We start from the raw sequence: 26088 nt of genomic DNA, 5'->3' as shown, positions 1-26088 counted from the left end.
GCCTGCCGGAGAGCGGTCCGGGTCAGGGCGCCTGGGTGCGGGTGCGCCGGGCGTAGGCGCGGGCCGCGCGGGCGCGATCACCGCAGCGGATCGAGCACCAGTGCCGGCGGGCGTGGGTGCGCAGCAGGTAGCGGGTGCAGGGCGCGGAGCCGCAGGCGGCGAGGCGTTCGGCGTGGGGGCCGGTGAGCAGGTCGGCGGCGTCGGCGGCCAGGACCGCCATGGCGTGGTCGACGAGCTGCGTGACGGGGTGCGCGGGGGCGCGGTGCAGGCCGCGGGTCTGGTCCCAGCGCAGCAGGCTGGCGGCGGGAGCGGTGGTCAGCGCGTCGTTGAGCGCGCCCAGCGCGGTGGACGGCGCGGCTCGCCCGTCGATGCGGGCGGCGATCAGGGCTCGGACCTGCTCGCGCAGCGCGCGCAGCCGCTGCGCGCACACCTCCCGCAGGTCGGTCCCGGGCGGGGTGAGGTGGCGGTCGGCCAGCCACCGGGCGGCGGCCTCGGGGGTGCCGAGAAGGTCGAGGGACTGGCCGCCGGGCAGGGTCAGGGCGCTGTTGGCGAAGTCCAGCGCGACGTGCTGCTCGGCTCCCGGCGCCGCCACCAGCAGCGGCGGGGCGGGGCCGGTGGCCTCGGTGGTCGCGGACTCCGTCACGCCTCTCATGGTACAGCTTGCATTTATCCGTGAGAGTCGATTACGGTTCCTCACGGAAAAGCCGACCCGTGACTGTGAGGAAACCGTGATGACCGACACCAGCACGACGACCGTTCCCGTCCGCGTCTTCGGCGGCCCGACCGCCCTCATCGAGTACGGCGGGCTCAGGTTCCTGACCGACCCGACCTTCGACGCGCCCGGCGACTACCCCCTGGGTCCCGGCATGGTCCTCACCAAGACGGCCCCCGCCTCCGCCACCGCGGCCGGGCTCGGCCCCGTCGACGTGGTGCTGCTCTCCCACGACGAGCACCCCGACAACCTCGACCACGCCGGCCGCGCCCTGCTGGCCGACGTCCCCCTCACGGTCACGACTGTCAGCGGGGCGGGTCGCCTCGGCGGCACCGCCCGGGGCCTGGCGCCCTGGGAGTCCGTCGAGGTGGACCGCCCCGGCGGCGGCACCGTGACCGTGACGGGTGTGCCCGCACGGCACGGTCCGGAGGGCTGCGAGCCGCTCACCGGCGAGGTCGTCGGGTTCGTCCTGACCGCCGCCGACCTGCCCACGGTCTACGTCAGCGGCGACAACGCCTCGCTGGAACTGGTCCGGCAGATCGCCGACCGCTTCGGACCGGTGGACACCGCCGTGCTGTTCGCCGGGGCCGTCCGTACGCCCATGTTCGACGGCGCGCTGCTCACCCTCGACAGCGCCCAGGCCGCCGAGGCCGCCAGCATCCTGGGCGCGCGCCGGGTCGTCCCCGTGCACGTGGACAGCTGGGCCCACTTCACCGAGGGGCGCGACGACGTGGTCGACGCCTTCACCCGGGCCGGCCTGGCCGACCGCCTCCAGCTGAGCTGAGCGGTCACCGACGAGCGGACCGAGAGCGCCGGTTGAAGGACCCCCCGGGGCGGGGGTCAGGCCCGTGCGCCGCCGAGCCCGAGCAGGACGGCGAGGCCCAGGGCGCTACGCGGGGCGTACGGCACCCGCCACAGCCCGCCGTGCGCCGCCGCGTACGCCTCGTCCTGCCACGGGTGCGGCAGCGCCGGGCCGCCCGTGCGCAGGTCGTGCACCAAAAGCGCGGCCATCAGCGTGTTGCTGGTCGCCGCGTCGAACACCTCGATGCCGAAGCGGTGCGCACCGGCGTACGCGGCGGCCAGCGCCCGGTTGCGCAGCACCGAGCGGGTCCGGGTGGGCGGGGCGACGGTGAACGACACGGTCGCCCCCACGTCGCGGGCCACCGTCGCCCGCCACCGCTGCAGGCGTTTCGCCAGTGCGTAGTTGGGGCCCTGCTGGGGGACGAGGCTGTCGTTGACGCCCGGGTCGACGCCCGGCGGGTAGTTGCGGTGCAGGAGCCTGCCGCCGGAGGCGACCCGCAGCGACCGGCGGACGACGCCGCGCGCCGCGTAGCCGCGTTCGGCGTGGCGCACGGCGTCGCCGGGGACGGCGAAGACGTCGGTGGGGGTGGCCAGGAAGGCGAGCGCCACGTCGTCGCGGCGGTCCTGCAACCGCAGCGTGAGCGCGTCGACCGCCGTGGCGACCCGGACGTTGGTCGCGCCGTCGGCGTAGACGTAGTTGCCCAGCACGAGCCGGCCCTCGACGCCGAGCAGCCAGTCGGCCACCTGCGCGAGGTGGTGCAGCAGGTCGGCGCCCGCGCGGGCGGCCAACGCGCCGTCGTCGGGGTCGGTGCCGGCGGGGACGGGCAGGTGGAGCCGGCCGCCGGAGCGGCGCGTCGTGTGCAGCAGGCGCCGCCAGATCTCCGGGCGTGGCAGGTCGACGGCGACGACATCGCCGCCCCAGCGCAGCACGGACGGCAGCGGGCCCATCTCCGCGCCCGCGCCGAGCACCACGATGCGCAGGTCGCGCAGGTCGAGCCAGTCCGGGTTGGCCATGACGGCGCGTACGGCGTCGGCGCAGGACGGCTCGACGACGCCGGCGCTCACCCACGCGTCGAGCCGGCGGCGCAGGTCGTCGCCGCGCAGCCGCCGGCCCCGGTACGGCAGGGACAGCTCACGGTCGACCTCGCCGGTGCCGCTGATCGTCGCCGTCGAGAGCGGGGGCGGCCCCGGTGGGCGTGGTGAACACGTCGCCGAGTCCGGTTTCGGTGCCGTCGGCGCGGACCACGGCCATCCGGCGGTGCAGCGAGGCGAGCCCGTCGCGGGCGATCGTCACCGCGGCCTCGCGGGAGAGCAGCCCGGCCTCGACGAGCCGTCGGAAGTGCCCGAGGTATCCGTGCCGCCAGTTCGTCTCGTGTTCGGCCGAGCGCGCGCCGACCGGGTCGACGGCGCGCAGGGCGTCGGCGACGACCGCCCGCCCGAGCGCGGACGTGCTGCGTCCCGCGTCGGTCTTCGGGAACACCACCCCCGTCGGACCCTCCACGCGCACCGCCCTTCCTCGACTGCCGCCAACGGTGTCACTCTGCCGCACCGGGCGACGCCGTGCAGCGCTGGCGCATCGGCGCGACGCGGTCGCGGCCCCGCCCGGCCGCTGGGCGCTGGGCGCTGGGCACACAATTGGTCCTGTGACGATGCCGTTTCCCTCGCCAACCGTCCCGGCCGCCAACCGCACCGAGGTGTTCCTGGGCTACCTCGACTTCTTCCGTGACAGCGTGCTGGCCAAGGTGGCGGCGCTGCCGGAGGAGGAGTTGCGCCGCAGTCGGCTGCCGTCGGGCTGGACCCCGCTGGAGCTGGTCACGCACCTGCGGTACGTGGAGCTGCGCTGGATCGAGTGGGGCTTCCAGGGCCGCGACGTCGCGCAGCCGTGGGGCGACCGGCGGGGCGACGCGTGGTACGTGGGACCGGAGGAGAGCGTCGCGGATGTGCTGGCCGCCCTGCGCGCGCAGGGCGCGCACACGACCGCGGTGGTGACGGCCAACGACCTGGCGGCGGTCGGCGCGCCGGGCCCCCGGTGGGACGGCGCCGATCCGGCGACGCTGGAACGGGTGCTGTTCCACCTGCTCCAGGAGTACGCCCGTCACCTGGGGCACCTCGACATCGTCGCCGAACTCGCCGGGGGCCCGGTCGGGAAGTGACCCGGGCTCCTACCCGGGCCGGGCGGCCGATCTCGCCGGGAGAGGCCGTGGTGGCGGTCAGCCTCGGTGGCGTACCTCGGTGTCCCAGATCTCGGCCCACGGACGTCGCAGGCCGCGGCAGACCCAGATCGGGCCGCCGTTCTCGTCGTTGTCGACGGCGACGCGCTGGTCCACCCGCCCGGCGAGGGTGACCTCGGTGAACCAGCCCCGCAGCCGGTCCGGCCGCGCGAACCCGACCGCGATCACCACGTCCGCGTCCCGCGGCGGACGGCCGAAGTCGGCCATGCTGTTGTGGCCGGAGTACGCGCGCGGCAGTCCACGCGCCGGACCGTACCGCGCCACGGCGCCGGCCTCGCCGTAGTTGCCGGCGAGGATCACGGCGCGCTGCCGCTGGTCGACGGGCAGAGCACGATGGACGGCGGCGAGCGAGTCCGCGAAGGCGGGCCAGCCGATGGTCTCGCCGGCGTCGTAGTTGGCGGCGACGACGAAGCCGGGAAGCCGGTCGGCCGGCAGCACGGGCAGCAGCAGCACCATGCTGCTGGCGGTGGTGAGCACGGCGCCGACCACCAGCAGGCCTCGGCGGGCGACGGCGTGACCTCGCGACGCCCAGCCTGAGGCGACGACGGCTCCGGCGGCGGTGAGCACCAGCAGCAGCGGGGCGTCGTAGTAGCCCTTGCCGCCGGCGAGCAGCACGATGCCGAAAACCACCAGCCAGGCCCATGCGACGGGCCGCCAGGCGCGCCAGGCCGGCCGCCGCAGCAGTGCCACCAGCCCGGCGACCCAGATCGGGACCGTGAACGGGCTGATGATGACGAACTGGAGGACGAGCGCGTCGAGCCGGCCACTGTAGGAGCTGTCGCCGTCGGCGATCGCGGCGGCCACCGACAGCTGCGGGAAGTCGTGCGTCGCCTGCCAGATCAGGCTCGGCGCGGCGAGCAGCAGGAAGACGGCGGCGGCCACGAGCACCCACCGGTCGCGCAGCAGCCGCCGCGGTCCGGCGATGGTGATGCCGGCCAGCAGGCCCACGGCGAGCAGTGCCGGCAGCAGCTTGTTGAGCATCCCGACGCCGAGCGCGAGCCCGACGCCGAGCGCCCACCGGCTGTCGGCGGTGCGCAGCAGCCGCACCACGCAGAATGCGGCCGTCAGCCAGACCAGCAGGTCGACGGTGGTGGTGCTGAGCAGGTGCCCGCCGGCGAGCACGATGCCGGCGGTGGCCGCGAGGAAGGCGGCCCAGGTCTGCGCGCCGCGACCGGCGCCGAACTCGCGGGCGATCGCGGCGACCAGCAGAACCGCCACGCCACCGACCACCGCCGACGGGGTGCGCAGCGCCACCAGGCTGCCCGGGGCGATCGTGTCGGCCAGCCGGGCCAGCGCCGGCACCAGGGGCCCCTGGTCCACGTAGCCCCAGTCGAGGTGCTGGCCGCAGAGCAGGAAGTACAGCTCGTCGCGGTGATGACCGTAGCGGCCGGAGAGCAGGAGCAGCACCGCCGTCGTCGTCGCGGCGACCGCCCACGGGCCGGTGGCGCGGGGACCGGCGGCGGTGGGCCGCCCACCCGTGGGCGTCGCACGCCGCCGCGCCGGCGCGGCGAGGTCGGCGACGGGTTCGGTCACCTCCCCATCATCGCCCGTGAAGGCCGGCCGCACCGCCCCGTCGTCCGGTGCGATTTTCCGGCGACACCCCGCCGCCGGCCGTACGCGAGCCGCCGACGCGTGTTCAGGCCGGGGTCGGCAGGCGCAGCCGGCCGTCGACCATCTCGGCGACCGCGTCGACGCGGTGCAGGTGCTCCCGGTCGTGGGTGACCAGGACGGTGGCGGTGCCGCGCTGCCGGGTGAGGTCGGTGACCAGCTCGACGATCGCCGCACCGCGCTCGTGGTCCAGCGCGCTGGTGGGCTCGTCGACCAGCAGGACCGCCGGGTCGTTCATCAGGGCGCGGGCGATGTTGACCCGCTGACGCTGCCCACCGGAGAGCTGGTGCGGGCGACGGTCGGCCTGCTCGGTGAGCCCCACCGCCGCCAGCAGCTCGGCGGCGCGGGCACGCCCGGCGCGGCGGGAACCGCCGGCGAGGTGGGCGATCACCTGCACCTGTTCGGCGGCGGTCAGCGAGGCGATGAGGTTGGGTTGCTGGAAGACGATTCCGATCTTCTCCCGCCGCAGCGCGGTCGTGCGCCGACGGCCGAGCCCCGCGGTGTCGGTGCCGGCGACGACCACCGTGCCCGAGTCGGGGGTGATCAGCGTGGCGGCCACCGCCAGCAGGCTCGACTTGCCGGAGCCGGAGGGGCCGATGACGGCAGTGGTGGTGCCCGCCGGCACGCGCAGGCTGACCCGGTCGAGCGCGGTCAGTCGGGCGTCGCCGTCGGGATAGGTCAGCGTGACATTGGCGAGGTCGAGGCTCATCGGGCGCTCCCCAGGGCGATCAGCGGGTCGACGGAGGTGATGCGGCGGATGGACAGGGCGGCGCCGGACGCGCCGAGCGCGATCGTCACGGCGGCCGGAAACAGCACGGATCCGGCGGTGAGCGCGAACGGCACCGCGCCGGCCGTTGCGGCGCCGACCGCGACCGCGAGCGCGGTGCCGGTGGCCGTGCCGGCGAGCAGCAGCACCAGGGCCTGCCCGAGGGCGTCGCGCAGCAGGTGGCCGGTGGTGGCGCCGAGCGCCTTCAGCACGGCGACGTCGGGCGCGCGTTGGATGGTCCACACGGTGAAGAACGCGCCGACGACCAGGGCGGAGATCGCGAACAGCATCCCGCGCATGAGTTGCAGCGACCCGTTCTCGGCGGTGTGGGAGCCGATCGCGGACAGCGCCGCCGATCGGGTGACCGTACGGGTGCCCAGCTGCCGGTCGGCGGCGGCCAGGTCGGCGCCGCGTGTGGTCCTCAGCGCGACGACCGTCGCGGCGTCGCCGTCGGCGCCGGGGGCCAGGGCCTGCCAGTCGTCCAGGTCGGTCCAGATCACCGGGGTGTGGCTGTGGGAGGCGTCGCCGGTCACCGCGGCGACGGTCAGCCCGCGTCCGCCGACGGACACGCTCTGTCCGGCTCGGGCGTCCAGCGCGTCGGCGGCCCCCCGGGACAACACGGCCCGACCGGGGGCGAGGGTGTCAGGCGCCAGGCCCGACCCGGGCGGGACGCCGAACACGGACAGCGCGGCGCTGCGGTCGCCCGCGCTGACCCTGGTGGTGGCGATTCCGAGCGGCGCGGCGCCGGTCACCCCCGGCACGGCCCGCCAGCGCCGCCACTGCTCCCGACTGACAATCGACTCGGTGAACGAGAGCTTCTGCCCGCCGGCCGGGGCGGAGAACACCAGGTGGTCGGCGGGCAGGTCGGCGATGGCCGAGGTGCTGCCCCGCCCCAGGCCGGCCGTCAGCCCGGACAGCAGGACCACCAGCAGCGTCATCAGCGTGACGACCGTCCCCATCAGGGCGAACCGGCCCTTGGCGAACCGCAGATCTCTCCACGCGACGAACACGATCGCATCAGCCTTCCGGTAGCGGGGCAGGGCCACGGTGGCGGCCCGGCACCAACCGTCGTCCGGATCGCGGCCGCGGCCATCGCGCCGCCGATCGGGTTCGGGACGTCGAACTGCGTACGGCGGGATCAACCTTTTGGTTGATGGCGGCGGCCGTCGGCGTCCTAGCCTGGAGACATCGTGAACCCGGAATCGCTCGCTCGGCCGCTGCGGGTGCTGCGCGTCTGCCTGCACCTGCTGGTCGGAGTCCTCCTCGCGGTCGCCGCCGTACGTGCCCTCACCGGGCAGGGGCCGCAGCGGACCGCCGTGCTCGCCGCGTCGGTGACGCTGGCCGTCGTCTATGCCGTCGGGGCGGCGCTGCCGCTGGTGCGCCGGTCCCGCCGCGCCGCGGTGGCGTGGCTGGCGGTGCTGACGGCCGGGTGGCTGGTGCTGCTGGTCCTGACCCCGGACGGGGTGTGGTTCGCGTTCCCGCTGTTCCTGCTGCACCTGCACCTGCTGCCCGCCCGCTGGGGGACCCTCGCGGTGGCGGCGACGACCGTGGTGGCGGTCGCCGGTGTCGCCGGCCACCAGGGGACGATCACGCCGGGCGTGGTGATCGGTCCGGGCATCGGCGCCGCGGTCGCGGTGGGCACGGTGCTCGGCTACCAGGCGTTGTACCGGGAGAGCGAGCGCCGCCAGCGGTTGATCGAGCAGTTGACCGCCACCCGCGCCGAGTTGGCCGCCGCCGAGCACGCCGCCGGTGTCCTCGCCGAACGCGAACGCCTGGCCCGCGAGATCCACGACACCCTCGCTCAGGGGTTGTCGAGCATCCAGTTGCTGTTGCGTGCCGCGCAGCGGGCCCTTCCGGACCACCTGGACGTGGCGGCCGGGCACGTCGAGCAGGCCCGCCGCACGGCGCAGGACAACCTCGTCGAGGCCCGACGGTTCGTCCGCGCACTGACCCCGCCCGGCCTCGACGGCGCCTCGCTGCCGGCGGCGCTGCGGCGGCTGTGCGCCGCCACCGCCGCCGCGTCCGGGCTGGCCGTACGTCTGCATCTCGACGGGACGGCGGTGCGCCTGCCGACCGGCCACGAGGTGGCACTGCTGCGGATCGCGCAGTCGGCGTTGGCCAACACCGTGCGCCACGCCGGGGCGACCCGCGCCGACGTGACGCTGCGATATCGCGACCGGGGGGTCGTCCTCGACGTGGTCGACGACGGGTCCGGCTTCGACGTGGGCGGCGCCGTCAGCCGGCCGGGCGGCGACGGGGGGTTCGGGCTGGCCGCGATGCGGGCCCGGGCCGAGGAACTCGGCGGCGCCCTGGCCGTGGAGTCGACGCCCGGTCGCGGCGTCAGGCTGGCCGTGAGCTTCCCGTCCCCGGGCGCCGGGGCGACGGCGGCGGGCGCATGAGCGGTCGGATCCGGTTGTTGCTGGCCGACGACCACCCGGTCGTGCGTGCCGGGCTGCGCGCCGTCCTCGCCACCGAGCCCGACTTCGAGGTGGTCGCCGAGGCGGCCACCGCCGAGCGGGCCGTCACGCTGGCCGAACGGGAGCACGTCGACGTGGTGCTCATGGATCTGCAGTTCGGCACGGGGATGCACGGCGCCGACGCCACCGCCGCGATCACCGCCCGCCCCGACGGCCCGGTCGTGCTGGTGCTGACCACCTACGACACCGATGCCGACATCCTCGCCGCCGTGGAGGCCGGCGCGATCGGCTACCTGCTCAAGGACGCCCCGCCCGAGGAACTCGCCGCGGCCGTGCGCGCGGCGGCCGCCGGCCGGTCCGCCCTCGCCCCGGCCGTCGCCCGTCGCCTGATGGGCCGGTTGCGGGCCCCGGGCACCGCGTTGAGCCGTCGCGAGACCGAGGTCCTGCAACTCGTCGCCGACGGGCTGTCCAACCAGCAGATCAGCCGACGGCTGCACCTCAGCCCGGCCACGGTCAAGACGCACCTGGTGCACGTCTACGGCAAGCTCGGCGTCGATTCCCGTACCGCCGCCGTCGCCGCCGCCAGGGCCCGCGGACTGATCCGTCCGTGAGGGGGGCCGTGCCGGCCGGGTCACGCGCTCGGCACGCTCGCCGGGTGGCGGCTCGCCTCGTCGGCGCGTGGCACCAGTGGCGAGGTGAGCCGCCGCACGCCGGGCACGACGGCGGTGCCGGCGCAGGCGACGAGGACCAGGGCGCCCGCCGTGAGCAGCGGCACGGACTCGCCCCAGGCCCGGGCGGCCATCGGCGCGAGGGCGTAACCCAACGGCATCGCGCCGAGGGAGACCAGCCAGTCGTACGAGGTGACCCGGGCCAGGACCTGCGGCGGGAACTGTCCCTGCACGACGGTCTGCCACACGGGGTTGAGGTAGCCGAGGGCGGTCAGCGCGACCCCGTAGGCGGTGACGACCAGCGGGGCGGGTGCGGCGACGGCGAGCAGGGCCAGCGGCGCGGCGTAGCTGGCCAGCCCGAGATTGGCCGTCAGCACCGGTCGGCGGGGGCGGATCCGGGCGGCGAGCAGCGAGCCGGCGAGCATGCCGACCGCGCCGGCCTGGAGCATCAGCACCCACACGCCCTCGCCGCCGAGGCGATGCACGGCGACCGCCGGGCCGAGGGTCATGAGGACGGCTGCGGCGCCGTTCCACACGCCGTGGCCGAGCAGGCTGGCCCAGAACCAGTCCCGGCTGCGGACCTCCCGCCAGCCGTGTGCGAGGTCGGTGAGGATGCTCCGTCTCGGCATCGGGACGTGGCGGACCCGCACGACCGCGAGCAGCAGCGCGCTGAGCGCGAACGTCGCGGCGTCGAGGACGAACGCCCAGCCGGGGCCGGCGGCCCAGATCAGCGCCCCGGCGAGGGCGGGGCCGGCGAGGCGGCTGGTGTTGGCGGTGACGCCCATCAGGGCGTTGGCCTGCTGCCGCTGGGCCGGCTCGACCGTGCCGGCGACCAGGGGCGAGCCGGTGGGCAGGCCGAACGCGCTGGCGGCGCCGCCGAGCGCGGCGGCCACCGCGATCACGCCGAGCGACGCGTCGCCGAGGAGTTCGACGCCGACGGCGAGTTGCGCGAGGCAGCGTACGAGGTCGGCGAGGATCGCGACGCGGCGGGCGTCGAAGCGGTCGGCGAGCACGCCGCCGAGGGGCAGCAGGAGCAGGCGGGGCACCAACGCGCAGGCCAGCACGAGGGCGAGAGCGCCGGTGGAGCCGGTCGCCCGGAGCACGGCCAGGGCGAGGGCGGCGGGCACGACGGCGTCGCCGACGGCGGAGACGGTACGGCCGAGGAAGAGCAGCCGGAACGCGGGTACGCGCAGGGGATGGGTCACCCGGGCAATGTACTTCGACGTCGAACCTTTCGACAACGAATATTTTGACGCCGGCATAGGCTTAGGAACATGAGCGACCGCGACCACGTCGACCGGCACGTCGAGCGTTGGCTGCCGATTCTGCCGACGCTCGACCCCGAGGTCGAAGGGGCGGTGACCAGGATCCAGTTCCTCACCCGCCACCTGCGCGAGGTCAAGGAGCGGACCCTGGTCGGCCTCGACCTGCACGGCCACGAGTACGACACCCTGCACGCCCTGGCCGGGCGAGGGGGTCGGGCGGCCCCCTCGGACCTGGCCCGCGACCTGGCGATGGCGCCCGCCTCCGTCACCGCCCGGGTCGACGCGTTGCTCCGGCGCGGCTTCGTGCGCCGGATCCCGTCCACCACCGACCGGCGACGGGTCGACGTGGAGCTGACCGAGGCGGGGCGGGCCGCCTGGCACGGGGCCATGGACGTCCGGGGCGCCGAGGAGCACCGGCTGCTGGCGGCGCTCGCCCCGCACGAGCGACGGCAGCTGTCCGACCTGCTGCGCCGGGTGGTGCTGCGCGCCGAGGCGGTCGGCGAGTAAGACCCACCGGGCGTGCCGCGGCGTGCCTTCACCGGCGGAAATGGGGGTGCGGCCCGCGTACGCCGGCTGGCAGGGTGGCCGGCATGACAGCGCAGGCTCTGGCGGGGGCACTCGCCGACGACGTACGGCGGCAGGTCTTCGCGGCGATCGTGCTGGGCGGCGCCGACGCCCCGGCGGTGGCCGACCGGACGGGCCTGCCGGCCCGGCAGGTGCTGACCGCGATCCGCCGGCTCGTGGACGCGGGCCTGGTGACCGGCGGCGACGGCGACCTGCGGGTGGACGCCGACCGGCTGCGCGAGGCGGCCCGCACGCCGCCGGCGCCCCGCCCGGCCGACGACCCCACGGACCGCGTGCTGCGCACCTTCGTGCGCGACGAGACGCTGACCGGCCTGCCGGCGCAGCGCGGCCGGCGACGGGTGGTGCTGGCGCACGTGGCGAGGTCCTTCGAGCCGGGGGTGCGCTATCCGGAGCGGCAGGTGGACGAGGTGTTGCGGCGCTGGTGCGAGCGCGGCGGCTCCGACCACGTGGCGCTGCGCCGGTACCTGGTCGACGAGCGGTTGCTGGCCCGGGAGCAGGGCGTCTACTGGCGCATCGGCGACTGACCGGTCGCGTCGGTCCGCCCTCGCCTCGGCGGATATCCCGTTGACCCGCCCGCGAGGATCGACGGGTGAGCGCGACAGACTGGACGATGGCGCCGACTGGTCCCGACCGGCCCGAGGCGACGGCCCTGCTCGAGGCGTACTACGAGGAGGTGGTCCGCCGCTACCACGACCGCCCGGTCAGGCCGGGCGAGGTCGCGGCGGCGATGGCCGACGACCCGAGCGACGACCTGGCCCCGCCCACCGGGATCCTCCTGGTCGCGCACCGCGACGGTCGCCCGGCCGGCTGCGCCGGGCTGCGGTACCGGCCGGGCTGGGCGGAGCTGACCCGCGTGTACGTGCGTCCCGCGCATCGCGGCCACGGCGGCGGGGCGGCCCTGCTCGCCGCCGTGGAGGAGCGGGCCCGTGCCGCCGGGGCCGACCGGATCCGGCTGGACACCCGCAGCGACCTCGTCGAGGCCCGCGCCCTGTACGCCCGGCACGGCTACCGGGAGATCCCGGCGTACAACGCCGGCGTCTACGCCCAGCACTGGTTCGAGAAGGTCCTGAGTTGACGACGCGGCCGGGACGCGCTAAATACAGAAGAGGAAGTTGAGTCGCCCCGGCTCAACTCAAAGGACCTTCGGCCAGGAGAACCGAGGAGGCAGGACCATGCTGATGCGTACCGACCCGTTCCGTGAGATCGACCGGATCACCGAGCAGTTCTTCGGCACCGCCGCGCGCCCCGCGGTCATGCCCCTGGACGCCTACCGCGACGGCGACTGGTTCTACGCGGCGTTCGACCTGCCCGGCGTCGACCCGGACAGCATCGACTGCACCGTCGAGCGCAACGTGCTGACGGTGCGCGCCGAGCGCCGCCGGCCGGCCGGCGACAACGTCGAACTCGTCGCCGCCGAACGCCCGATGGGCACGTTCACCCGGCGGCTCTTCCTCGGCGACACCCTCGACACCGACAAGCTCGAGGCCGGCTACGACAACGGTGTGCTGACCCTGCGGATCCCCGTCGCGGAGCGGGCCAAGCCCCGCCGGGTCACCGTCACGGCCACCGCCAACGGCAGCGGCCGCAAGGAGATCAACGCCTGATCCGGCGCACGGGGGCGGGACGGCCGGTGCGGCCGCCCGCCCCCGTCCCGTCCGGCGGACGAGAGCGCGGCCGGGCCATCCCGGCGCCGCCGCGACGCGACGGTAAACCGGTGGCGGGGGCCGCGGGCCCGTGCCAGACTCGACGGCGATCCGCGCAGCCGAGCCGTCAGGAGCCGACCGGACGATGTGATCCCGCAGGACGCGGCAGGGCAGTGCCCCGCCGCCGCCGGTTCCGGCCGTCCCGCCCACCCGGGCGTCGACGGCCCCGCCCGTCGTCCCGCGGAGGATCACCCGTGTTGAAGGTCGTGTCCGTCAGCAAGCACTACGACGCCGAGCCGCTGTTCACCGACGTCGAGCTCGTCCTGAACGCCGGCGACCGGGTCGGCCTCGTCGGCCCGAACGGGGTGGGCAAGTCCACCCTGCTGCGGGTGCTCACCGGCGAGGAGGCGCCGTCGGGCGGGCACGTCGCCCTGGCCCCCGGCGTCCGGGTCGGCTACTTTGCCCAGCAGGTGCCGGATCCGGACGCCACCGTCGGGCAGTTCCTCGCCGCCGGGCTCGGCGACCTGCACCCCCTGGCCGCGCGGCTGCGCGACCTCGAACGGCGGATGGCCGACGGCGACGGCACGGTGCTCGCCGAGTACGGCGACGCGCAGGAGCGGTGGGCGGCGCTGGACGGCTGGCGGGCGCAGGCCCGGCTGACGGAGGTCCGCCAGCGCCTCGACATCGACCACCTGCACGACGACACCCCGCTGCGGCGGGTCAGCGGCGGCGAGCAGGCCCGGCTCACCCTCGCCCGGGTGCTGCTGCACACCCCCGACCTGCTGGTGCTGGACGAGCCCACCAACCACCTCGACGCCGACGGGATCGCCTGGCTCGGCGACTGGCTGGCGGCCTTTGCCGGCGCGGTGCTGGTGGTCAGCCACGACCGGGCGTTCCTGGACCGCACGGTGACCCGGATCGTCGAGCTGGACGGCATCCACGAGCAGCCGCAGACCTACACCGGCGGCTACAGCGCCTACCGGGCGGAGAAGGCCCGCCGCTGGCAGCGGCTGCTGCTGGACCACGAGGCCCAGCAGAAGGACCACCGGCGCTGGCTGGCCGACATCGACCGCACCAAGGAGCAGGCCCGCGGGGTCGAGGAGTCCGTGCGCAGCGGCCTCGGCGCCGACCGGCAGCGCCGCTACGCCAAGAAGGTGGCGAAGAAGGCCAAGGCCCGCGAGCGGCGGCTGCGCCGGCAGATGGACTCGATCCGCTGGCTCGCCGAGCCCCGCACCCGGCCGCCGCTCACGCTGGCGTTCCCGCAGGAGGCCACCGGCGCGCGGGAGGTGCTCAGGGCGCGGGGCCTGACGCTGCGCGCCGCCGGGCGGGTGCTGCTCGACCGCGTGGACCTCAGCGTCCGCGCCGGCGACCGGATCCTGCTCACCGGCCCGAACGGCGCCGGCAAGACCACCCTGCTGCGGGCCCTCGCCGCCGAGGACGCACCCGCCGGGGGCGAGGTCGTCGCCGCCGAGCAGGCCGCCGTGCTGCCGCAGACCCACGACGCGCTGCGTACGGACGTCACCGTCCGCGACTTCTTCCGCTCGCGGGTGCCGGTGTACGTCGACGACGCCGAACGGCTGCTCGACGCCCACCTGTTCGGCCCGGAGCAGTGGGACGCGCCGCTGCGGGTGCTCTCCGCCGGTGAGCTGCGCCGGTTGCTGCTCGCGGTGCTGGTGAACAGCCCGGCGCAGGTGCTGCTGCTCGACGAGCCGACGAACTACCTCGACTTCGACGCCCTCGACGTGGTGGAGGAGGCGCTGCGGCAGTTCCGGGGCACCCTGGTGATGGTCAGCCACGACGCCTGGTTCGCCGAGGCGGTCGGTGTCCACCGGCGCTGGCGCCTGGCCGACCGGCGGATCGTGGAGGTGCCGTCGGTGGCCACGATCGCGTAGGGCGCGCCTCCTCCCGTTCCCGACCCGAAGCTGAGAACCTTTTCGCATGCTCTCCCCGAACGCTCCGGCGCGGCCGAGCCGGCCCCTTCCGCTGGCCCTGCCCGGGGGGCCCGTCGACTTCACCGAGGCGTGGCTGCGCAACCGGCGGCTGTCCGAACACACCCGCGACGCGTACCGGCGCGACGTGGCCGGCTGGCTCGCCTGGTGCGCCGCCCGCGAACTGGATCCGTTGCAGGCGAACTTCCTGCACGTCAACGAGTACGGCCGGGCGCTGGAGGCCACGCTCGGCGTGCGCACCGGCAAGCCGCTGACCCCGGCCACCGTCGCCCGCCGGCTCTCCGCCCTGTCCAGCTGGTACGACTTCCTGGTCAAGCTGCGCGCGGTCGAGGTCAACCCGGTCGCCGGCGCCGACCGCCCCCGCATCGACCGGGACCATTCCGCCACCGTGGGCCTCACCCCCGCGGAGGTCGACGCGCTGCTCGCCGCCGCCGAGGCCGACACCGGGCCGACCGCCGCCCGCAACCGGGCCGCCATCGCGCTGCTGGCCGACCTCGGGCTGCGCGTGGGGGAGCTGGTCTCGCTCGACCTGGCCGACCTCGGCGCCGAGCGGGGCCACCGCAGCGTGCGGTTCGTCGGCAAGGGCGGCAAGTCACGCCGCCGCGCCCTGACCCCCGGCACCGCGTACGCCGTCGACGCGTACCTGGCCCAGCGGGCCGCCGCGCAGGGCGTGGCGGTGCACGAGCTGACCGGTCCGCTGCTGGTCACCGCCAGCGGGGCCCGGCTGGACCGGCACGCCATGTTCCGGCTGGTGCGCCGGCTGGCCCGTACGGCAGGCATCCCGGCCTGGGCGAGGCTGTCGCCACACTCGTTGCGGCATGCGTTCGCCACCACCGCCCGCGCCGAGGGCGTGCCCCTGGAGGACGTGCAGGACGCGATGGGCCACGCCGACCCGCGCACCACCCGCCGCTACGACCGGGACCGGCACAACCTCGACCGCGATCCCGCGTACGCCATCTGGGCGGCCCGCGCCCGCCGCCGCGGCTGAGGTGCGACGGCCGGTGGAGGCCACGCGTACGTGGCCTCCACCGGCCGGTGCTCGCGGCCTACGGGTCCGCGTGGACCAGCGCGCGGCTCAGCGCACCGATGCTCTGCTGGCCCCCGGCGACGACCAGGACGTCGCCGGGGGCGAGGACGTGCCCGAGCCCCGGCGCGGTGATCGTGCGTCCGTCGCGCACGACGGCGACGACGCTCACCCCGTGGGTGCGCGCGACGGCCTCGGCCAGGGTCCGGCCGTCGTAGGGCGACGCGGCCGGGACGGGCAGTTCGGCGACGCTGATCGCCTCCCGGTGCCGTTGCAGGAGCGCGACGTGGTCGATGGTGGCGATGGGGTGCAGCAGTTCGGCCACCTCCTGCGCCTCGGCCGGGGTGAGGGTCACGGACCGTTCCACGGTGTCCGGGTCACCGGGCGCGTAGACGACGACGTCGCGTCGGCCGCCGCGGTGGCAGACGACCCCGATCACCTGTCCCTCGCCGGTGTGCAGGGTGTAGCCGACGCCGATACCGGGCAGCGGTACGCGTTCTATCTGCATCATTGCCTCCTGTCGTGTTGCGTGGCGCGATGGGCCGGCCTCGTCGCGCCTCGAGGTGTGGCTACGCCGCGAAGTAGCGCAGCCACACGTACACCCAGGCGATCACCGTGGTCATCGCCGTGGTGACGATGCCGTACCGGGTGAACTGCCAGAAGCTGATCGGCTCCTTGGCGCGGGCGGCGATGCCCAGCACCACGATGTTGGCGCTGGCCGCGACGGCGGTGCCGTTTCCGCTCAGGTCGGCGCCCAGGGCGAAGGACCACCACAGCGCCTGGCCGGTGCCCGGATCCGGGGCCCCGGCGACGAGGCCCTCCACGATGGGCGCCATGGTCGCCGCGTAGGGGATGTTGTCGAAGAACGCGCCGAGCACCGCCGAGCCGAAGACCAGGCCCGTCGCCGCCGCGAAGTAGTTGTCGCCGACGGCGGCGCTGGCCCACTCGCCGATCCGGCTGATCACCCCGGTCTCGGTCAGGCCGGCGACCATCACGAACAGGCCGGTGAAGAACACCAGCGTGGGCCACTCGACCTCGCCCAGGTAGGTCGACCGGTCCGTCCTGGACACCAGGACCATCAGTCCGGCGCCGAGCAGCGCGACGACGGCCACGTCGATGTGGATCACCGTGTGGAGCATGAAGGCGGCGATCACCAGGCCGAGCACGACCAGGCAGCGGGCCAGCATCCGCGGGTCGGTGACGGCGGCGCGGGCGTCCATGTCGCGTACGGCCTCGAACAGCTCCGGGCGGTGCACGAACGCGCGGCGGAACATGACCCGGGCCAGCACCAGGAACGCCAGGAACATCAGCACCGTGATCGGGGCCATGTGCCAGAGGAAGTCGTTGAAGCTCAGGCCGGCCCGGCTGCCGATGATGATGTTGGGTGGGTCGCCGATCAGGGTGGCCGCGCCGCCGATGTTGGCGGCGAGCACCTCGGCGATCAGGTACGGCGCGGCCGGGATGCCCAGCCGGCGGCACACGGAGATGGTGATCGGGGCGACCAGCATGACCGTGGTGACGTTGTCCAGGACCGGCGAGGCGACACCGGTGATCGCGACGAGCAGCACCATCAGCCGGTACGGCCGCCCCTGCGAGCGCTGGGCGGCCCAGATCGCCATGAACTCGAACACGCCGGTCTGCTTGATCACCCCGACGATGATCATCATGCCGAGGAGCAGGAAGATGACGTCCCAGTCGATGCCGGCGTGGTGCGCGTAGAACACCTCCGAGCCGGGCACCAGCCCGAGCGCGGCCATCAGGCCGGCGGCGCCCAGCACCACCGCGACCCGGTTGATCTTCTCGGTGGCGATGAGGACGAAGGCGACCGTGAAGACGACGATCGCGGCGAGGGCGGGCCACGCGCTCACGGGCATCCGCCCGGCGGGCCGTGCTCCGCCCCGGCGGGCCGGTGCGCGCGGGTGCCCGTGGCGGCTTCCGGTGGCGTGGGTTCGGTCACCATCGGATGACGGTTCACAGCGTCCTCCCGGGGGTTCGGCACGGCGGGGCGGGGAACGGCCCCGCGGGCGGCGACAACTGGAGCCGGGCACGAGACAGCGGAGCCCGGAGCGGCTCCCGGCCCCGGGCTCGCGTTCATGGTCATCGGTGCGGTGCGGGCCGACATCGGGGCTGACACCCATTTGCCGCCGGCCCGCCGAGGGGCCCGGCGGATAATGGGTGCGGGCACGCATTTACAGGCCGCGCCCCGGCCGTCAGGCTGGCCACGATGAGGGTGATCACCGCCGCGGGGCGTGCCGACCCGCCGCGTGTCGGGCCGCGGGCAACCGCCGGCGTCGGACCCGGACCGGGAGGGGAGGCATCGTCGTGCCGCTGTTCTGGCGGATCTTCGTGCTCAACGCCGCCGTGCTCGTCGCCGCCACGCTGCTGCTGCTCGGCCCGGTCACGGTCTCCACCCCGGTGCTGCTCACCGAGGCGGTCGTCCTGACCGTGGGCCTGGCCGCGATGCTGGTCGCCAACGCCGCGCTGCTGCGGGTCGGCCTGGCGCCGCTGCACCGGCTGACCCGGGCCATGACCACCATCGACCTGCTCCAGCCCGAACCCCGCCCGGTCCCGGCCGGGCAGGCCGGCATCGCGGACCTGATCCGCGCCTTCAACGCCATGATCGACCGGTTGGAGGCGGAGCGGGCCGCCAGCGCCGCCAGCGCCCTGTCGGCGCAGGAGGCCGAGCGCCGCCGCGTCGCCCAGGAACTGCACGACGAGGTCGGTCAGACGCTGACCGCGGTGCTGCTCGAACTCAAGCAGGTCGCCCGGCACGCGCCCGAACCGGTGCGCGCGCAGCTCGCCCAGGTGCAGGAGACCACCCGCGACAGCCTCGACGAGATCCGCCGCATCGCGCGCCGGCTGCGCCCCGGCGTACTGGAGGAACTCGGTCTGACCAGCGCCCTCAAGGCGCTCGTCACGGAGGTCACCGGGCACACGGACCTGTCCGTGCGCCAGCACCTCGACGCGGACCTGCCCGCCCTCGACGGCGAGGCCGAGCTGGTGATCTACCGGGTGGCGCAGGAGGCCCTCACCAACACCGTCCGGCACGCCCGGGCCGCCACCGTCGAGCTGTCGCTGGCCCGTCGGCCGGGTCACGTGCAGCTGCGGATCCGCGACGACGGCCGGGGCGTCGGCGACGCCGCCGAGGGCGCCGGCGTGCGCGGCATGCGCGAGCGGGCCCTGCTCATCGGCGCCCAGCTCAGCGTGGGACCCGGCCCGGGCGGCGGCACCGAGGTGCGGCTGCGGGTGCCGGTCGGTGACCGGGAGGGCCGGTCGTGACCACCCGCATCCTGCTCGCCGACGACCACGCCCTGGTGCGCCGCGGTGTCCGGCTCATCCTCGACAGCGAGCCGGACCTGACCGTCGTGGCCGAGGCCGGCGACGGCGCGCAGGCCATCGCCCTGGCCCGGACCGAGCGCCCCGACCTGGCCATCCTCGACATCGCCATGCCGCGGCTGACCGGCCTGCAGGCGGCCCGGGAGCTGTCCCGCCAGCAGCCGGGCCTGCGCATCCTCATCCTGACGATGTACGACAACGAGCAGTACTTCTTCGAGGCCCTGAAGGTTGGCGCCAACGGCTACGTGCTCAAGTCCGTCGCCGACCGTGACCTGGTGGAGGCCTGCCGCGCCGCCGTACGCGACGAGCCGTTCCTCTATCCCGGTGCCATCAACGCCGTCATCCGCACCTACCTGCAACGCAGCGCGCGGGGCGAGAGCCTGCCGGCCAGGGCCATCACCGAGCGCGAGGAGGAGATCCTCAAGCTCGTCGCCGAGGGGCACTCCTCCAAGGAGATCGCCCGCCTGCTGTTCATCAGCGTCAAGACCGTCGAGCGGCACCGGGCGAACCTGCTGCAGAAGCTCGGCCTCCGGGACCGGCTGGAACTGACCCGCTACGCCATCCGGGCCGGGCTCATCGAGCCGTGACCGGGACCGGTCCGGGGTGGCGGTCGGCGGCGACCCCGACCCGGCCGGGCGGCGCGCGGGCTGACGCGGCGGGGGCGACAGAGCCGACTTTGCTGCGGGCGGGCCCGCCGGTTCTCTACGGTCGACGGGTGGGCGCTGAGCAGCCGTGGAGCCGGCCGGCCCGTCGACGCCGCCCGGTGCGTACCGGGTTGGTGTTCGCGGGCGTGACCGTGCTGCTGTGCTGCGTCGGGGTGGCCGGGCTGGGCGCCTGGAACGTGCAGGTGGTCACGCAGGCCAGCGGCCCGGTGCGGGAGACCGCCGACGGGTTCCTACGGTCGGTGGCGGCGGGCGACACCGACGGCGCGTACGACCGGCTCTGCGCCGACGCGCGCAGCCGGTGGAGCCCGATCGGGTTCACCAGCTGGCTGCGCACCCCGCCGGTGGTCAACGGCTACGAGATCGTCGACGTGTCGGTGGCGACCCGGGGTGGCCGCCCGAGCGGCACGGTCACCGTGCGGCTGACCCGCGACAGCGGCCTCACCGAGGAGCGGAAGCTGTCGGTGGTGCGCGAGGACGGGGACTGGCGGGTGTGCGGCGACCCGTACTGACGCCTCAGCGGCGGGGGCCGAGCTCGCCCGCGCGGTAGTGCCGGCGGCAGAGCACCTGGTAGCGCACGTCGGCGCTGTCCACGGTGTCGCCGATGACGACCTGCAGGCCCTCGCGGACGACCCGGCCGTCGACCACCCGGGCGTTGAGCAGCCCTTCCCGGCCGCACCAGCAGAGCACCTCGACCTGGATGCGGGCCACCTCGTCGGCCAGTTCGAACAGCCGCTGCGCGGCCGGGAACAGACACGAGCGGAAGTCGGTGGCCAGCCCGAAGGCGTACACGTCGACGTCGTAGCTGTCGACCAGCTCGGCCATCTGCTCGATGTGCTCCAGGTTGTAGAACGACGCCTCGTCGCAGATCAGGTAGTCGACGCGGACGCCCTCGGCCCAGGTGTCGCGCACGAGGGTGCGCAGGTCCAGCTCGTCGGTGACCTCGACGGCCTCGTGCGCGAGGCCGATGCGGGTGGTGACCTGCGGGCCGAGCGAGCGGTCGATGCGGGTGGTGACCAGGCCGCGGCGGCCCTGCCGGGAGTGGTTGTGGTTCATCTGCAACGCCATCGTGGACTTGCCGCAGTCCATCGGCCCCCAGAAGAACTTCAACGCCGCCGCGTGCAGTGGACGCCCGTCCACGCCCCGCGCCGCGGCGCACCCGGCGGGGGAGTCGTCGGGGCCCAGCGGCGGGCGCGCCAGGCAGGTCGGGGCGGCGGCGTGGTCGGTCACGGTCGGGCAGCCTAGCCGATCGACGTCGCCTGATCCGGTCGGCGCGGACCGGATCAGCCTCAGAGTACCCGGGGCGGGGTGTTGCCGGCGGCGACGATCGCCCGGCGGATCGGCACGGCCAGCAGCAGCAGGAATCCGACGACGAAGAAGATCAGCAGGGAGACCAGGCCCACCCGGTAGGAGTTGGTGAGCTGGAACACGATGCCGAAGGCCAGCGGGCCGAGCCAGCTGGTGCCCTTGTCGCTGATCTCGTAGAAGCCGTAGTACTCGCCCTCCTTGCCGGCGGGGATGAGCTGGCTGAACAGCGACCGGCTCAGGGCCTGGCTGCCGCCGAGCACCAGGCCGATGGCGGCGCCGAGGACCATGAACGGCACCGGCGCCTCGGCGGGCAGCCGGAACGCGCCGAGGATCACCCCGGTCCACAGCACCAGGCTGATCAGCACGGTCTTCCAGGCGCCGATGCGCTTGGCGAGGGCGCCGAGCAGCAGCGCGCCGCCGAAGGCGAGGAACTGCACCAGCAGGATGGTGACGATCAGGGTGCTCTGCTCGAGCTTCAGTTCCTCGGTGCCGTACTGGCTGGCCAGGGCGATGACGGTCTGGATGCCGTCGTTGTAGACCAGGAACGCGAGCAGGAAGAACAGCGTCAGCGGGTACGCCTTGATCTCGCGCAGGGTGCGGCCGAGCTGCCGGAACCCGTCGGTGACCGGGTTGCCGCCGGCCAGCGCGGCGGCGGTGGGGTGCTCACGCAGCCAGCGCAGCGGGACCAGGGTGAACACCGCCCACCACACGCCGGCGGACACGATCGACCAGCGGGCCAAATCGAGGGTGCGCTGGTGGTTGCCCTCCTCGCCGAGCATGCTGACCGCGACGAGGTTGAGCGCCAGCAGCACGCCGCCGCCCAGGTAGCCCAGCGCCCAGCCGCGGCTGGAGATGCCGTCGCGGTCGTCGGGGCCGCCGAGCTGCGGCAGGAACGAGTTGTAGACCACGACGCCGGCGCCGAAGGCGATGTTGGCGATCATGAACAGCGCCCCGCCGAGCAGGTACCGGTCGCCGGTGACGAAGAGCATGCCGACGGTCGCGCCGGCGCCGGTGAAGGCGGCGACGGCGAGCAGCCGCTTCTTGTGCGCCGACCGGTCGGCGATGGCGCCCACGACCGGCAGCGCGAACACGGTGAGGAACACCGACAGCGACACCAGGTACGGGAAGTACGAGCCGGCGGCGACCTTGATGCCCAGCGGGTACACGTAGCCGTTGCAGGTGTCGGCGCCGAGTTCGCAGCCGGCGGCGAGTTCGGTGACGGTGGTCAGGAACGGGCCGAGGAACACGGTGATGACGGTGGTGGAGAAGGCGGACATCGCCCAGTCGTAGAAGTACCAGCCGCTGCGTTCGCGGCGGGTGCTCGCCGGGGCGGGGGTGTCGTCCACCGCGGGGGAGACGGTCTCGGCCATCGGGGTCCTTCGAACGGGTCAGGCGGCCCAGTGGCCGCGGCTGCGGTAGACGTCGCGCAGCACGCCGACGTGATCGGTCATGATGCCATCCACACCAAGATCAAGTAACTCGTGCATCTCGGCAGGTTCGTCGATCGTCCAGACGTGCACCTGCAGGCCGAGTCGGTGGACGTAGCGCAGGAACCGGTGGTCCACCACGCGCACCCGCCCGTAGCGCACCGGCACCTGGGCGGCGACGACCGACGGGGGCATCCGCAGCGCCCGGCCGGTCAGCGACGCCATCCGCAGCCGGGCGACCCCACGCATGCCGAGGCTGGTGGCGATCCGGCCCTCGGTGAGGGCGCGCAGCCGGGCCAGTCGGGCGTCGCTGAACGAGGCGAGCAGCACCCGGTCGCCGGCCTTGCCCCGGGCGACGGTGGTCACGGTCGGGTCGACGCCGCCGTCGGCCTTGACGTCGATGTTGAACCGCACCTCGGGCCAGGCGTCGAGGACCTCGTCGAGGCGGGGCACCACGGCGGCGCCGCCGACGCGTACCGAGGCCAGATCTGCCCAGCGCAGGTCGGCGATGCGCCCCGGCTCGCCGGTGACCCGGGTCAGCGTGGCGTCGTGGAAGACCACCGCCACGCCGTCGGTGGTGCCGTGCACGTCGGTCTCGACGTACCGGTAGCCGAGCCCGATCGCGCGGGCGAACGCCGCGGCGGTGTTCTCGTCACCCTCGGCGGCGCCGCCGCGGTGGGCGAAGGCCAGCGGCGCGGGGGCGTCGAGGTAGGGGTGACGGGTCAGCACGCGACGCAGTATGCCGGTCCCGGGTTGCCGCGTGGCGACCAGCCCGTGACCGTGGATGGTCGCCCACGGACCGTTCCTGGGCGGCCACTGCGGGGCTCCACGGGTCGCCGCCGACCCCACGGCCGGCCGCCATGGCGTCACAGGATGTGACACCGCCATTGGGCCCCTCGCCGTAGCGGGGAGCACGCCGGACACCTGGGGTGGGGCAGGCCCACCGAGGGCGCTGCGGGCGGGCCGCCGTCAGGCCCTGAGATAGGTGAGGACGGCGAGCACCCGACGGTGCTTGGCGTCGTCGGGCGGCAGGCCGAGCTTGGCGAAAACGTTGCCGATGTGCTTTTCCACCGTGCTGGCGGAGACCACCAGCTGCTCGGCGATGGCCGTGTTGGAATGACCCTCGGCCATCAGCGCCAGGAGTTGCCGTTCACGCGTGGTCAGCGCCCCCAGGGCGTCGTCCCGGCGCTGGCCGGCCAGCAACTGCGCAACAACCTGCGGGTCGAGCACCGTCGCGCCCCGGGCGACCCGATCCAGGGCGTCCAGGAACTCCTCTACCCTGGCGACCCGGTTCTTCAGCAGGTACCCGACCGCACCGGAGCCGTCCGCGAGCAGATCGCCGGCGTAGGACGCCTCCACATACTGGCTGAGCACCAGCATGGGGGTGCCGGGCAACCGCGAGCGGGCCGTGATCGCCGCGCGCAAGCCCTCGTCCGTGAAGGTCGGCGGCATCCGCACATCGACAATCGACACGTCCGGGCGGTGTCTGAGCACCGCCTCGACCAGGGCCGGGCCATCACCGACCGCGGCCACCACCTGGTGACCGTCCTCGGTGAGCAGGCGGACCAGGCCCTCGCGCAGCAGTACCGCGTCGTCGGCCAGGACGATCCGCAGCGGAGCGCGGGCCGCGCGGTCCGGTGGTGGTTCGGGCGGGTTCAGCAGCACGGCAGTTCCGCGGTGATCGTCGTCGGGCCGCCGCAGGGACTGGTGACCCACAGCCGGCCGCCGACCGCGTGCAGCCGGTCTTCCAGCCCCCGCAGCCCGTGTCCCTTGTCCAGCGCGGCGCCGCCCACTCCGTCGTCCGTCACCCAGACCCGCAACGTTCCCTCGCTGTGGCGCAGTCCGACCGCACACCGGCCGGCGTGGCTGTGCTTGGCCACGTTGGTCAGGGCCTCGGCGATCATGAAATACGCGGCCGTCTCGACGGCAGCGTCCAGCCGGCGGTTCAGGGGGTCGGCATCGAGCTCAACGGGCACGGTCGAGCGCGCGGCCAGGGCAGTGAGCGCCGCGCGCAGGCCGCGGTCGACGAGGAGCGGCGGAGCTATGCCACGCGACAGGGCCCGTAGCTCGTCCAGCGCCTCCTCGGTCTGGACGATCGCGTCGGCGAGCGCCGCGCGGACGGCCTCCGGCCTGCTGTCGAAGTGGTGCTGGGCGCGGCCCAGCTCCATCGCCAGGCGGACCAGCCGCTGCTGGGGCCCGTCGTGGATGTCGCGTTCGAGCCGGCGCAGCGCGGTCGTCTCGGCCGTCACCGGCGCGACGGTCTGCGCGCGAACGCTCTCCTGCTCCCGTCCGCTGATCCTGCGCTGCAACGCGGACGTGTCAGACAGCAGCGTCTGCCCCAGCCCGGCCTGGGCGGCGACGCACGCCCGGGTCCCCAGCGGCAGGGTGAGCAGCAGCAGCAGGCCGACCGCGGTCCCGAAGGCGAGCCGCTCGGTCGGCGACGTCAGCCCCAGGCTCAAGGCGATGTGGGACTGGGCGCTGCCCACGGTCAGGGTCATGGGCCGCATCGGCTCAGCGGACGAGTATTGGTTACGCAGAGCGGTTGTGCCGGCACCGAGGCCGACGAACCACCACAGCACCGTCACCACCGAGGTGACCAGCGCGACAGGGAGCACCACCACCGCGTGCGCCACGCCGAGCCACAGCCTCGGGTCGGAGGCGGCGGCCGTCTCCTTCGGTCTCTGCCGCTGGCCCACACCCTCCACCGCGGCGGCCGGGAAACGCACCTTGGCGATCCGCCACCGTTCCACGTCGGCGAACCACCGCACCGGCGCCAGACCGCCGGCCACGACCGGCGACCCGCCCGGCAACAGCAGACCGACCGCTCCAACACACAGACCGGCGAGCACCAGCAGCAGGCCAACCGCGGCGGTCACCGGCGCGGTGAGCAGGTACAGCGACTCCACGATCGCGCGACGCCCCGTGCGGAAGACGAACCTGACACCCGACCGCCACTGGGACCAGATCCACCCGCGGCTCACCACCGCGCGGCCTGGATCGACCACGATGGCGAATTCCCCATCATCGAGCGCACGCCGATCCGCCTTCAGGTCGACCCCGTGGAGGTGACCCGGTGCCGGTCTGGCTGTGGTCCTCGAAGACCAGGACGCACCGCACCGATGTGGACGTGCGCCGGCGGTAGCTCACGCCCGACCCGCTGGACCGTGTTCATGCCCATTGTTCCCTGTTCTGGCGCAGCGGCTCTGACATCGTGGTTCTGGCGTGGCGGTTCAGGCATCACAGCAGGTGAGCGTCCGGGCCCCGGCCGCGAGCGCGTCCATCGTATACGCGCACGGCACGCCGAAGGTCAGCCCGGGCCACAGCATGTGCGCGACTGGCTTGACCGCGGTCAGCTAGTTCCTCGTCGCGTTGGCCGGTACGTGCCGACGTGGAAACGGTGGCGGATCGCCACCGTGCGCTCCGCGGCCGCCTCGAAGCGCGCGGGTCGACGGTGCAAGCCGGAGGAGACGGAACCCTCCGCCCGCCCCAACGCCCACCTGCCCTGCCCCGAGAGGTGGGGCAGGCCCCACCCCCAAGTGTCCGGCGTACCCCGGTGACCGGGCGACCGCCGGTGCGGAATGGTCATCGCAATGCAACAGCATCACCACCCACCACACGCACGAACAATCCCGAACACGACCTGCTCACCACCGACGCCGTAACCGCCTCATGGCGGAGCCGGTCCC

At 74.5% G+C, this 26088-nt stretch carries 27 protein-coding genes; 13 read left to right on the top strand and 14 right to left on the bottom strand.

Annotated elements, in window-relative coordinates; genetic code table 11:
- Positions 1–22: 22 nt before the first annotated feature.
- Positions 23–652, bottom strand: coding sequence for an ABATE domain-containing protein (locus AB0G13_RS05315; RefSeq protein WP_357869196.1), 630 nt, complete (start codon positions 650–652; stop codon positions 23–25).
- 79 nt (positions 653–731) lie between these two features.
- On the opposite strand from AB0G13_RS05315, the gene AB0G13_RS05310 reads away from it, so the two are divergent.
- On the top strand, positions 732–1496 hold the full coding sequence (locus AB0G13_RS05310; protein WP_357869193.1) for an MBL fold metallo-hydrolase: 765 nt from the start codon (positions 732–734) through the stop codon (positions 1494–1496).
- A gap of 56 nt (positions 1497–1552) precedes the next feature.
- On the opposite strand, the gene AB0G13_RS05305 is transcribed toward AB0G13_RS05310, so the two are convergent.
- Together AB0G13_RS05305 and AB0G13_RS05300 are read right to left on the bottom strand one after the other, a co-directional pair.
- The gene (locus tag AB0G13_RS05305) at positions 1553–2578 is read right to left on the bottom strand and encodes a hypothetical protein (RefSeq protein ID WP_357869191.1); all 1026 of its coding nucleotides are present in this window, start codon (positions 2576–2578) and stop codon (positions 1553–1555) included.
- Between the two features lie 67 nt (positions 2579–2645).
- A complete protein-coding gene (locus AB0G13_RS05300) occupies positions 2646–3014 on the bottom strand; it encodes a hypothetical protein (protein ID WP_357869189.1) in 369 nt (122 codons plus the stop codon).
- A gap of 148 nt (positions 3015–3162) precedes the next feature.
- On the opposite strand from AB0G13_RS05300, the gene AB0G13_RS05295 reads away from it, so the two are divergent.
- Positions 3163–3666, top strand: coding sequence for a DinB family protein (locus tag AB0G13_RS05295; protein WP_357869266.1), 504 nt, complete (start codon positions 3163–3165; stop codon positions 3664–3666).
- Positions 3667–3723: 57 nt separating this feature from the next.
- Here AB0G13_RS05295 and AB0G13_RS05290 read toward each other — a convergent pair whose 3' ends face one another.
- The 3 genes from AB0G13_RS05290 to AB0G13_RS05280 all read right to left on the bottom strand — a co-directional run bounded on the left by AB0G13_RS05290 (position 3724) and on the right by AB0G13_RS05280 (position 7128).
- Complete coding sequence (locus tag AB0G13_RS05290; protein ID WP_357869186.1) at positions 3724–5277, bottom strand: glycosyltransferase family 39 protein; 1554 nt, start codon at positions 5275–5277, stop codon at positions 3724–3726.
- A gap of 103 nt (positions 5278–5380) precedes the next feature.
- Positions 5381–6061: an ABC transporter ATP-binding protein gene (locus AB0G13_RS05285; protein ID WP_357869184.1), complete on the bottom strand. Its 681-nt coding sequence runs from the start codon at positions 6059–6061 to the stop codon at positions 5381–5383.
- Positions 6058–7128 (bottom strand): ABC transporter permease, encoded by a 1071-nt coding sequence (locus AB0G13_RS05280; RefSeq protein WP_357869181.1) that lies wholly within the window; start codon positions 7126–7128, stop codon positions 6058–6060. Before AB0G13_RS05280 ends, AB0G13_RS05285 begins: the two co-directional genes overlap by 4 nt.
- 180 nt (positions 7129–7308) lie before the next feature.
- On the opposite strand from AB0G13_RS05280, the gene AB0G13_RS05275 reads away from it, so the two are divergent.
- Both AB0G13_RS05275 and AB0G13_RS05270 read left to right on the top strand, forming a co-directional pair.
- A complete protein-coding gene (locus tag AB0G13_RS05275; RefSeq protein WP_357869178.1) occupies positions 7309–8517 on the top strand; it encodes a sensor histidine kinase in 1209 nt (402 codons plus the stop codon).
- Entirely contained in the window at positions 8514–9146 is a 633-nt protein-coding gene (locus AB0G13_RS05270) for a response regulator transcription factor (RefSeq protein WP_357869175.1), read from the top strand. The genes AB0G13_RS05275 and AB0G13_RS05270 overlap by 4 nt, the downstream gene beginning before the upstream one ends.
- A gap of 20 nt (positions 9147–9166) precedes the next feature.
- Here the strand turns inward: AB0G13_RS05270 and AB0G13_RS05265 are convergent, their stop codons facing one another.
- Positions 9167–10408 carry an MFS transporter gene (locus tag AB0G13_RS05265; RefSeq protein WP_357869172.1) on the bottom strand — a complete coding sequence of 414 codons (1242 nt, stop codon included), beginning with the start codon at positions 10406–10408 and terminating at the stop codon, positions 9167–9169.
- 69 nt (positions 10409–10477) lie between these two features.
- On the opposite strand from AB0G13_RS05265, the gene AB0G13_RS05260 reads away from it, so the two are divergent.
- From AB0G13_RS05260 to AB0G13_RS05235, 6 genes are all read left to right on the top strand, one after another.
- Positions 10478–10975, top strand: a complete 498-nt coding sequence (locus AB0G13_RS05260; protein ID WP_357869170.1) for a MarR family transcriptional regulator — start codon at positions 10478–10480, stop codon at positions 10973–10975.
- An 83-nt stretch (positions 10976–11058) separates the two neighbouring features.
- Positions 11059–11577, top strand: coding sequence for a DUF2087 domain-containing protein (locus AB0G13_RS05255; RefSeq protein WP_357869167.1), 519 nt, complete (start codon positions 11059–11061; stop codon positions 11575–11577).
- Between the two features lie 65 nt (positions 11578–11642).
- A complete protein-coding gene (locus AB0G13_RS05250; protein ID WP_357869164.1) occupies positions 11643–12128 on the top strand; it encodes a GNAT family N-acetyltransferase in 486 nt (161 codons plus the stop codon).
- 97 nt (positions 12129–12225) lie between these two features.
- The gene (locus AB0G13_RS05245; protein WP_357869161.1) at positions 12226–12657 is read left to right on the top strand and encodes an Hsp20/alpha crystallin family protein; all 432 of its coding nucleotides are present in this window, start codon (positions 12226–12228) and stop codon (positions 12655–12657) included.
- A gap of 293 nt (positions 12658–12950) precedes the next feature.
- The gene (gene abc-f / locus AB0G13_RS05240; protein ID WP_357869158.1) at positions 12951–14588 is read left to right on the top strand and encodes a ribosomal protection-like ABC-F family protein; all 1638 of its coding nucleotides are present in this window, start codon (positions 12951–12953) and stop codon (positions 14586–14588) included.
- Between the two features lie 46 nt (positions 14589–14634).
- Positions 14635–15633 carry a tyrosine-type recombinase/integrase gene (locus tag AB0G13_RS05235; protein ID WP_357869155.1) on the top strand — a complete coding sequence of 333 codons (999 nt, stop codon included), beginning with the start codon at positions 14635–14637 and terminating at the stop codon, positions 15631–15633.
- Between the two features lie 58 nt (positions 15634–15691).
- Here the strand turns inward: AB0G13_RS05235 and AB0G13_RS05230 are convergent, their stop codons facing one another.
- Positions 15692–16177, bottom strand: coding sequence for a TrkA C-terminal domain-containing protein (locus AB0G13_RS05230; protein WP_357869152.1), 486 nt, complete (start codon positions 16175–16177; stop codon positions 15692–15694).
- Between the two features lie 61 nt (positions 16178–16238).
- On the bottom strand, positions 16239–17543 hold the full coding sequence (locus AB0G13_RS05225; protein ID WP_357869149.1) for an ArsB/NhaD family transporter: 1305 nt from the start codon (positions 17541–17543) through the stop codon (positions 16239–16241).
- Between the two features lie 448 nt (positions 17544–17991).
- Here AB0G13_RS05225 and AB0G13_RS05220 point away from each other — a divergent pair, with 448 nt between their 5' ends.
- From AB0G13_RS05220 to AB0G13_RS05210, 3 genes are all read left to right on the top strand, one after another.
- Positions 17992–18948: a HAMP domain-containing sensor histidine kinase gene (locus AB0G13_RS05220; RefSeq protein ID WP_357869146.1), complete on the top strand. Its 957-nt coding sequence runs from the start codon at positions 17992–17994 to the stop codon at positions 18946–18948.
- The gene (locus tag AB0G13_RS05215; RefSeq protein WP_357869143.1) at positions 18945–19592 is read left to right on the top strand and encodes a response regulator transcription factor; all 648 of its coding nucleotides are present in this window, start codon (positions 18945–18947) and stop codon (positions 19590–19592) included. The genes AB0G13_RS05220 and AB0G13_RS05215 overlap by 4 nt, the downstream gene beginning before the upstream one ends.
- Positions 19593–19720: 128 nt before the next feature.
- Positions 19721–20179, top strand: coding sequence for a hypothetical protein (locus AB0G13_RS05210; protein ID WP_357869140.1), 459 nt, complete (start codon positions 19721–19723; stop codon positions 20177–20179).
- Positions 20180–20183: 4 nt separating this feature from the next.
- Here AB0G13_RS05210 and AB0G13_RS05205 read toward each other — a convergent pair whose 3' ends face one another.
- From AB0G13_RS05205 to AB0G13_RS05185, 5 genes are all read right to left on the bottom strand, one after another.
- Positions 20184–20897, bottom strand: a complete 714-nt coding sequence (locus tag AB0G13_RS05205) for a thymidine kinase (protein ID WP_357869138.1) — start codon at positions 20895–20897, stop codon at positions 20184–20186.
- A 59-nt stretch (positions 20898–20956) separates the two neighbouring features.
- Positions 20957–22345: an MFS transporter gene (locus tag AB0G13_RS05200; RefSeq protein ID WP_357869135.1), complete on the bottom strand. Its 1389-nt coding sequence runs from the start codon at positions 22343–22345 to the stop codon at positions 20957–20959.
- An 18-nt stretch (positions 22346–22363) separates the two neighbouring features.
- On the bottom strand, positions 22364–23131 hold the full coding sequence (locus AB0G13_RS05195; RefSeq protein ID WP_357869133.1) for a glycerophosphodiester phosphodiesterase: 768 nt from the start codon (positions 23129–23131) through the stop codon (positions 22364–22366).
- Positions 23132–23371: 240 nt separating this feature from the next.
- A complete protein-coding gene (locus AB0G13_RS05190) occupies positions 23372–24016 on the bottom strand; it encodes a response regulator transcription factor (protein WP_357869263.1) in 645 nt (214 codons plus the stop codon).
- Positions 24017–24057: 41 nt separating this feature from the next.
- Positions 24058–25308 carry a sensor domain-containing protein gene (locus tag AB0G13_RS05185; protein ID WP_357869130.1) on the bottom strand — a complete coding sequence of 417 codons (1251 nt, stop codon included), beginning with the start codon at positions 25306–25308 and terminating at the stop codon, positions 24058–24060.
- Between the last annotated feature and the right edge of the window lie 780 nt (positions 25309–26088).

The sequence above is a fragment of the Micromonospora sp. NPDC023633 genome, from assembly GCF_040640035.1.
Classification (GTDB): domain Bacteria; phylum Actinomycetota; class Actinomycetes; order Mycobacteriales; family Micromonosporaceae; genus Micromonospora.
Note: the sequence above shows the minus strand (reverse complement) of the source record. Positions and strands in the feature narration are given on the sequence as shown.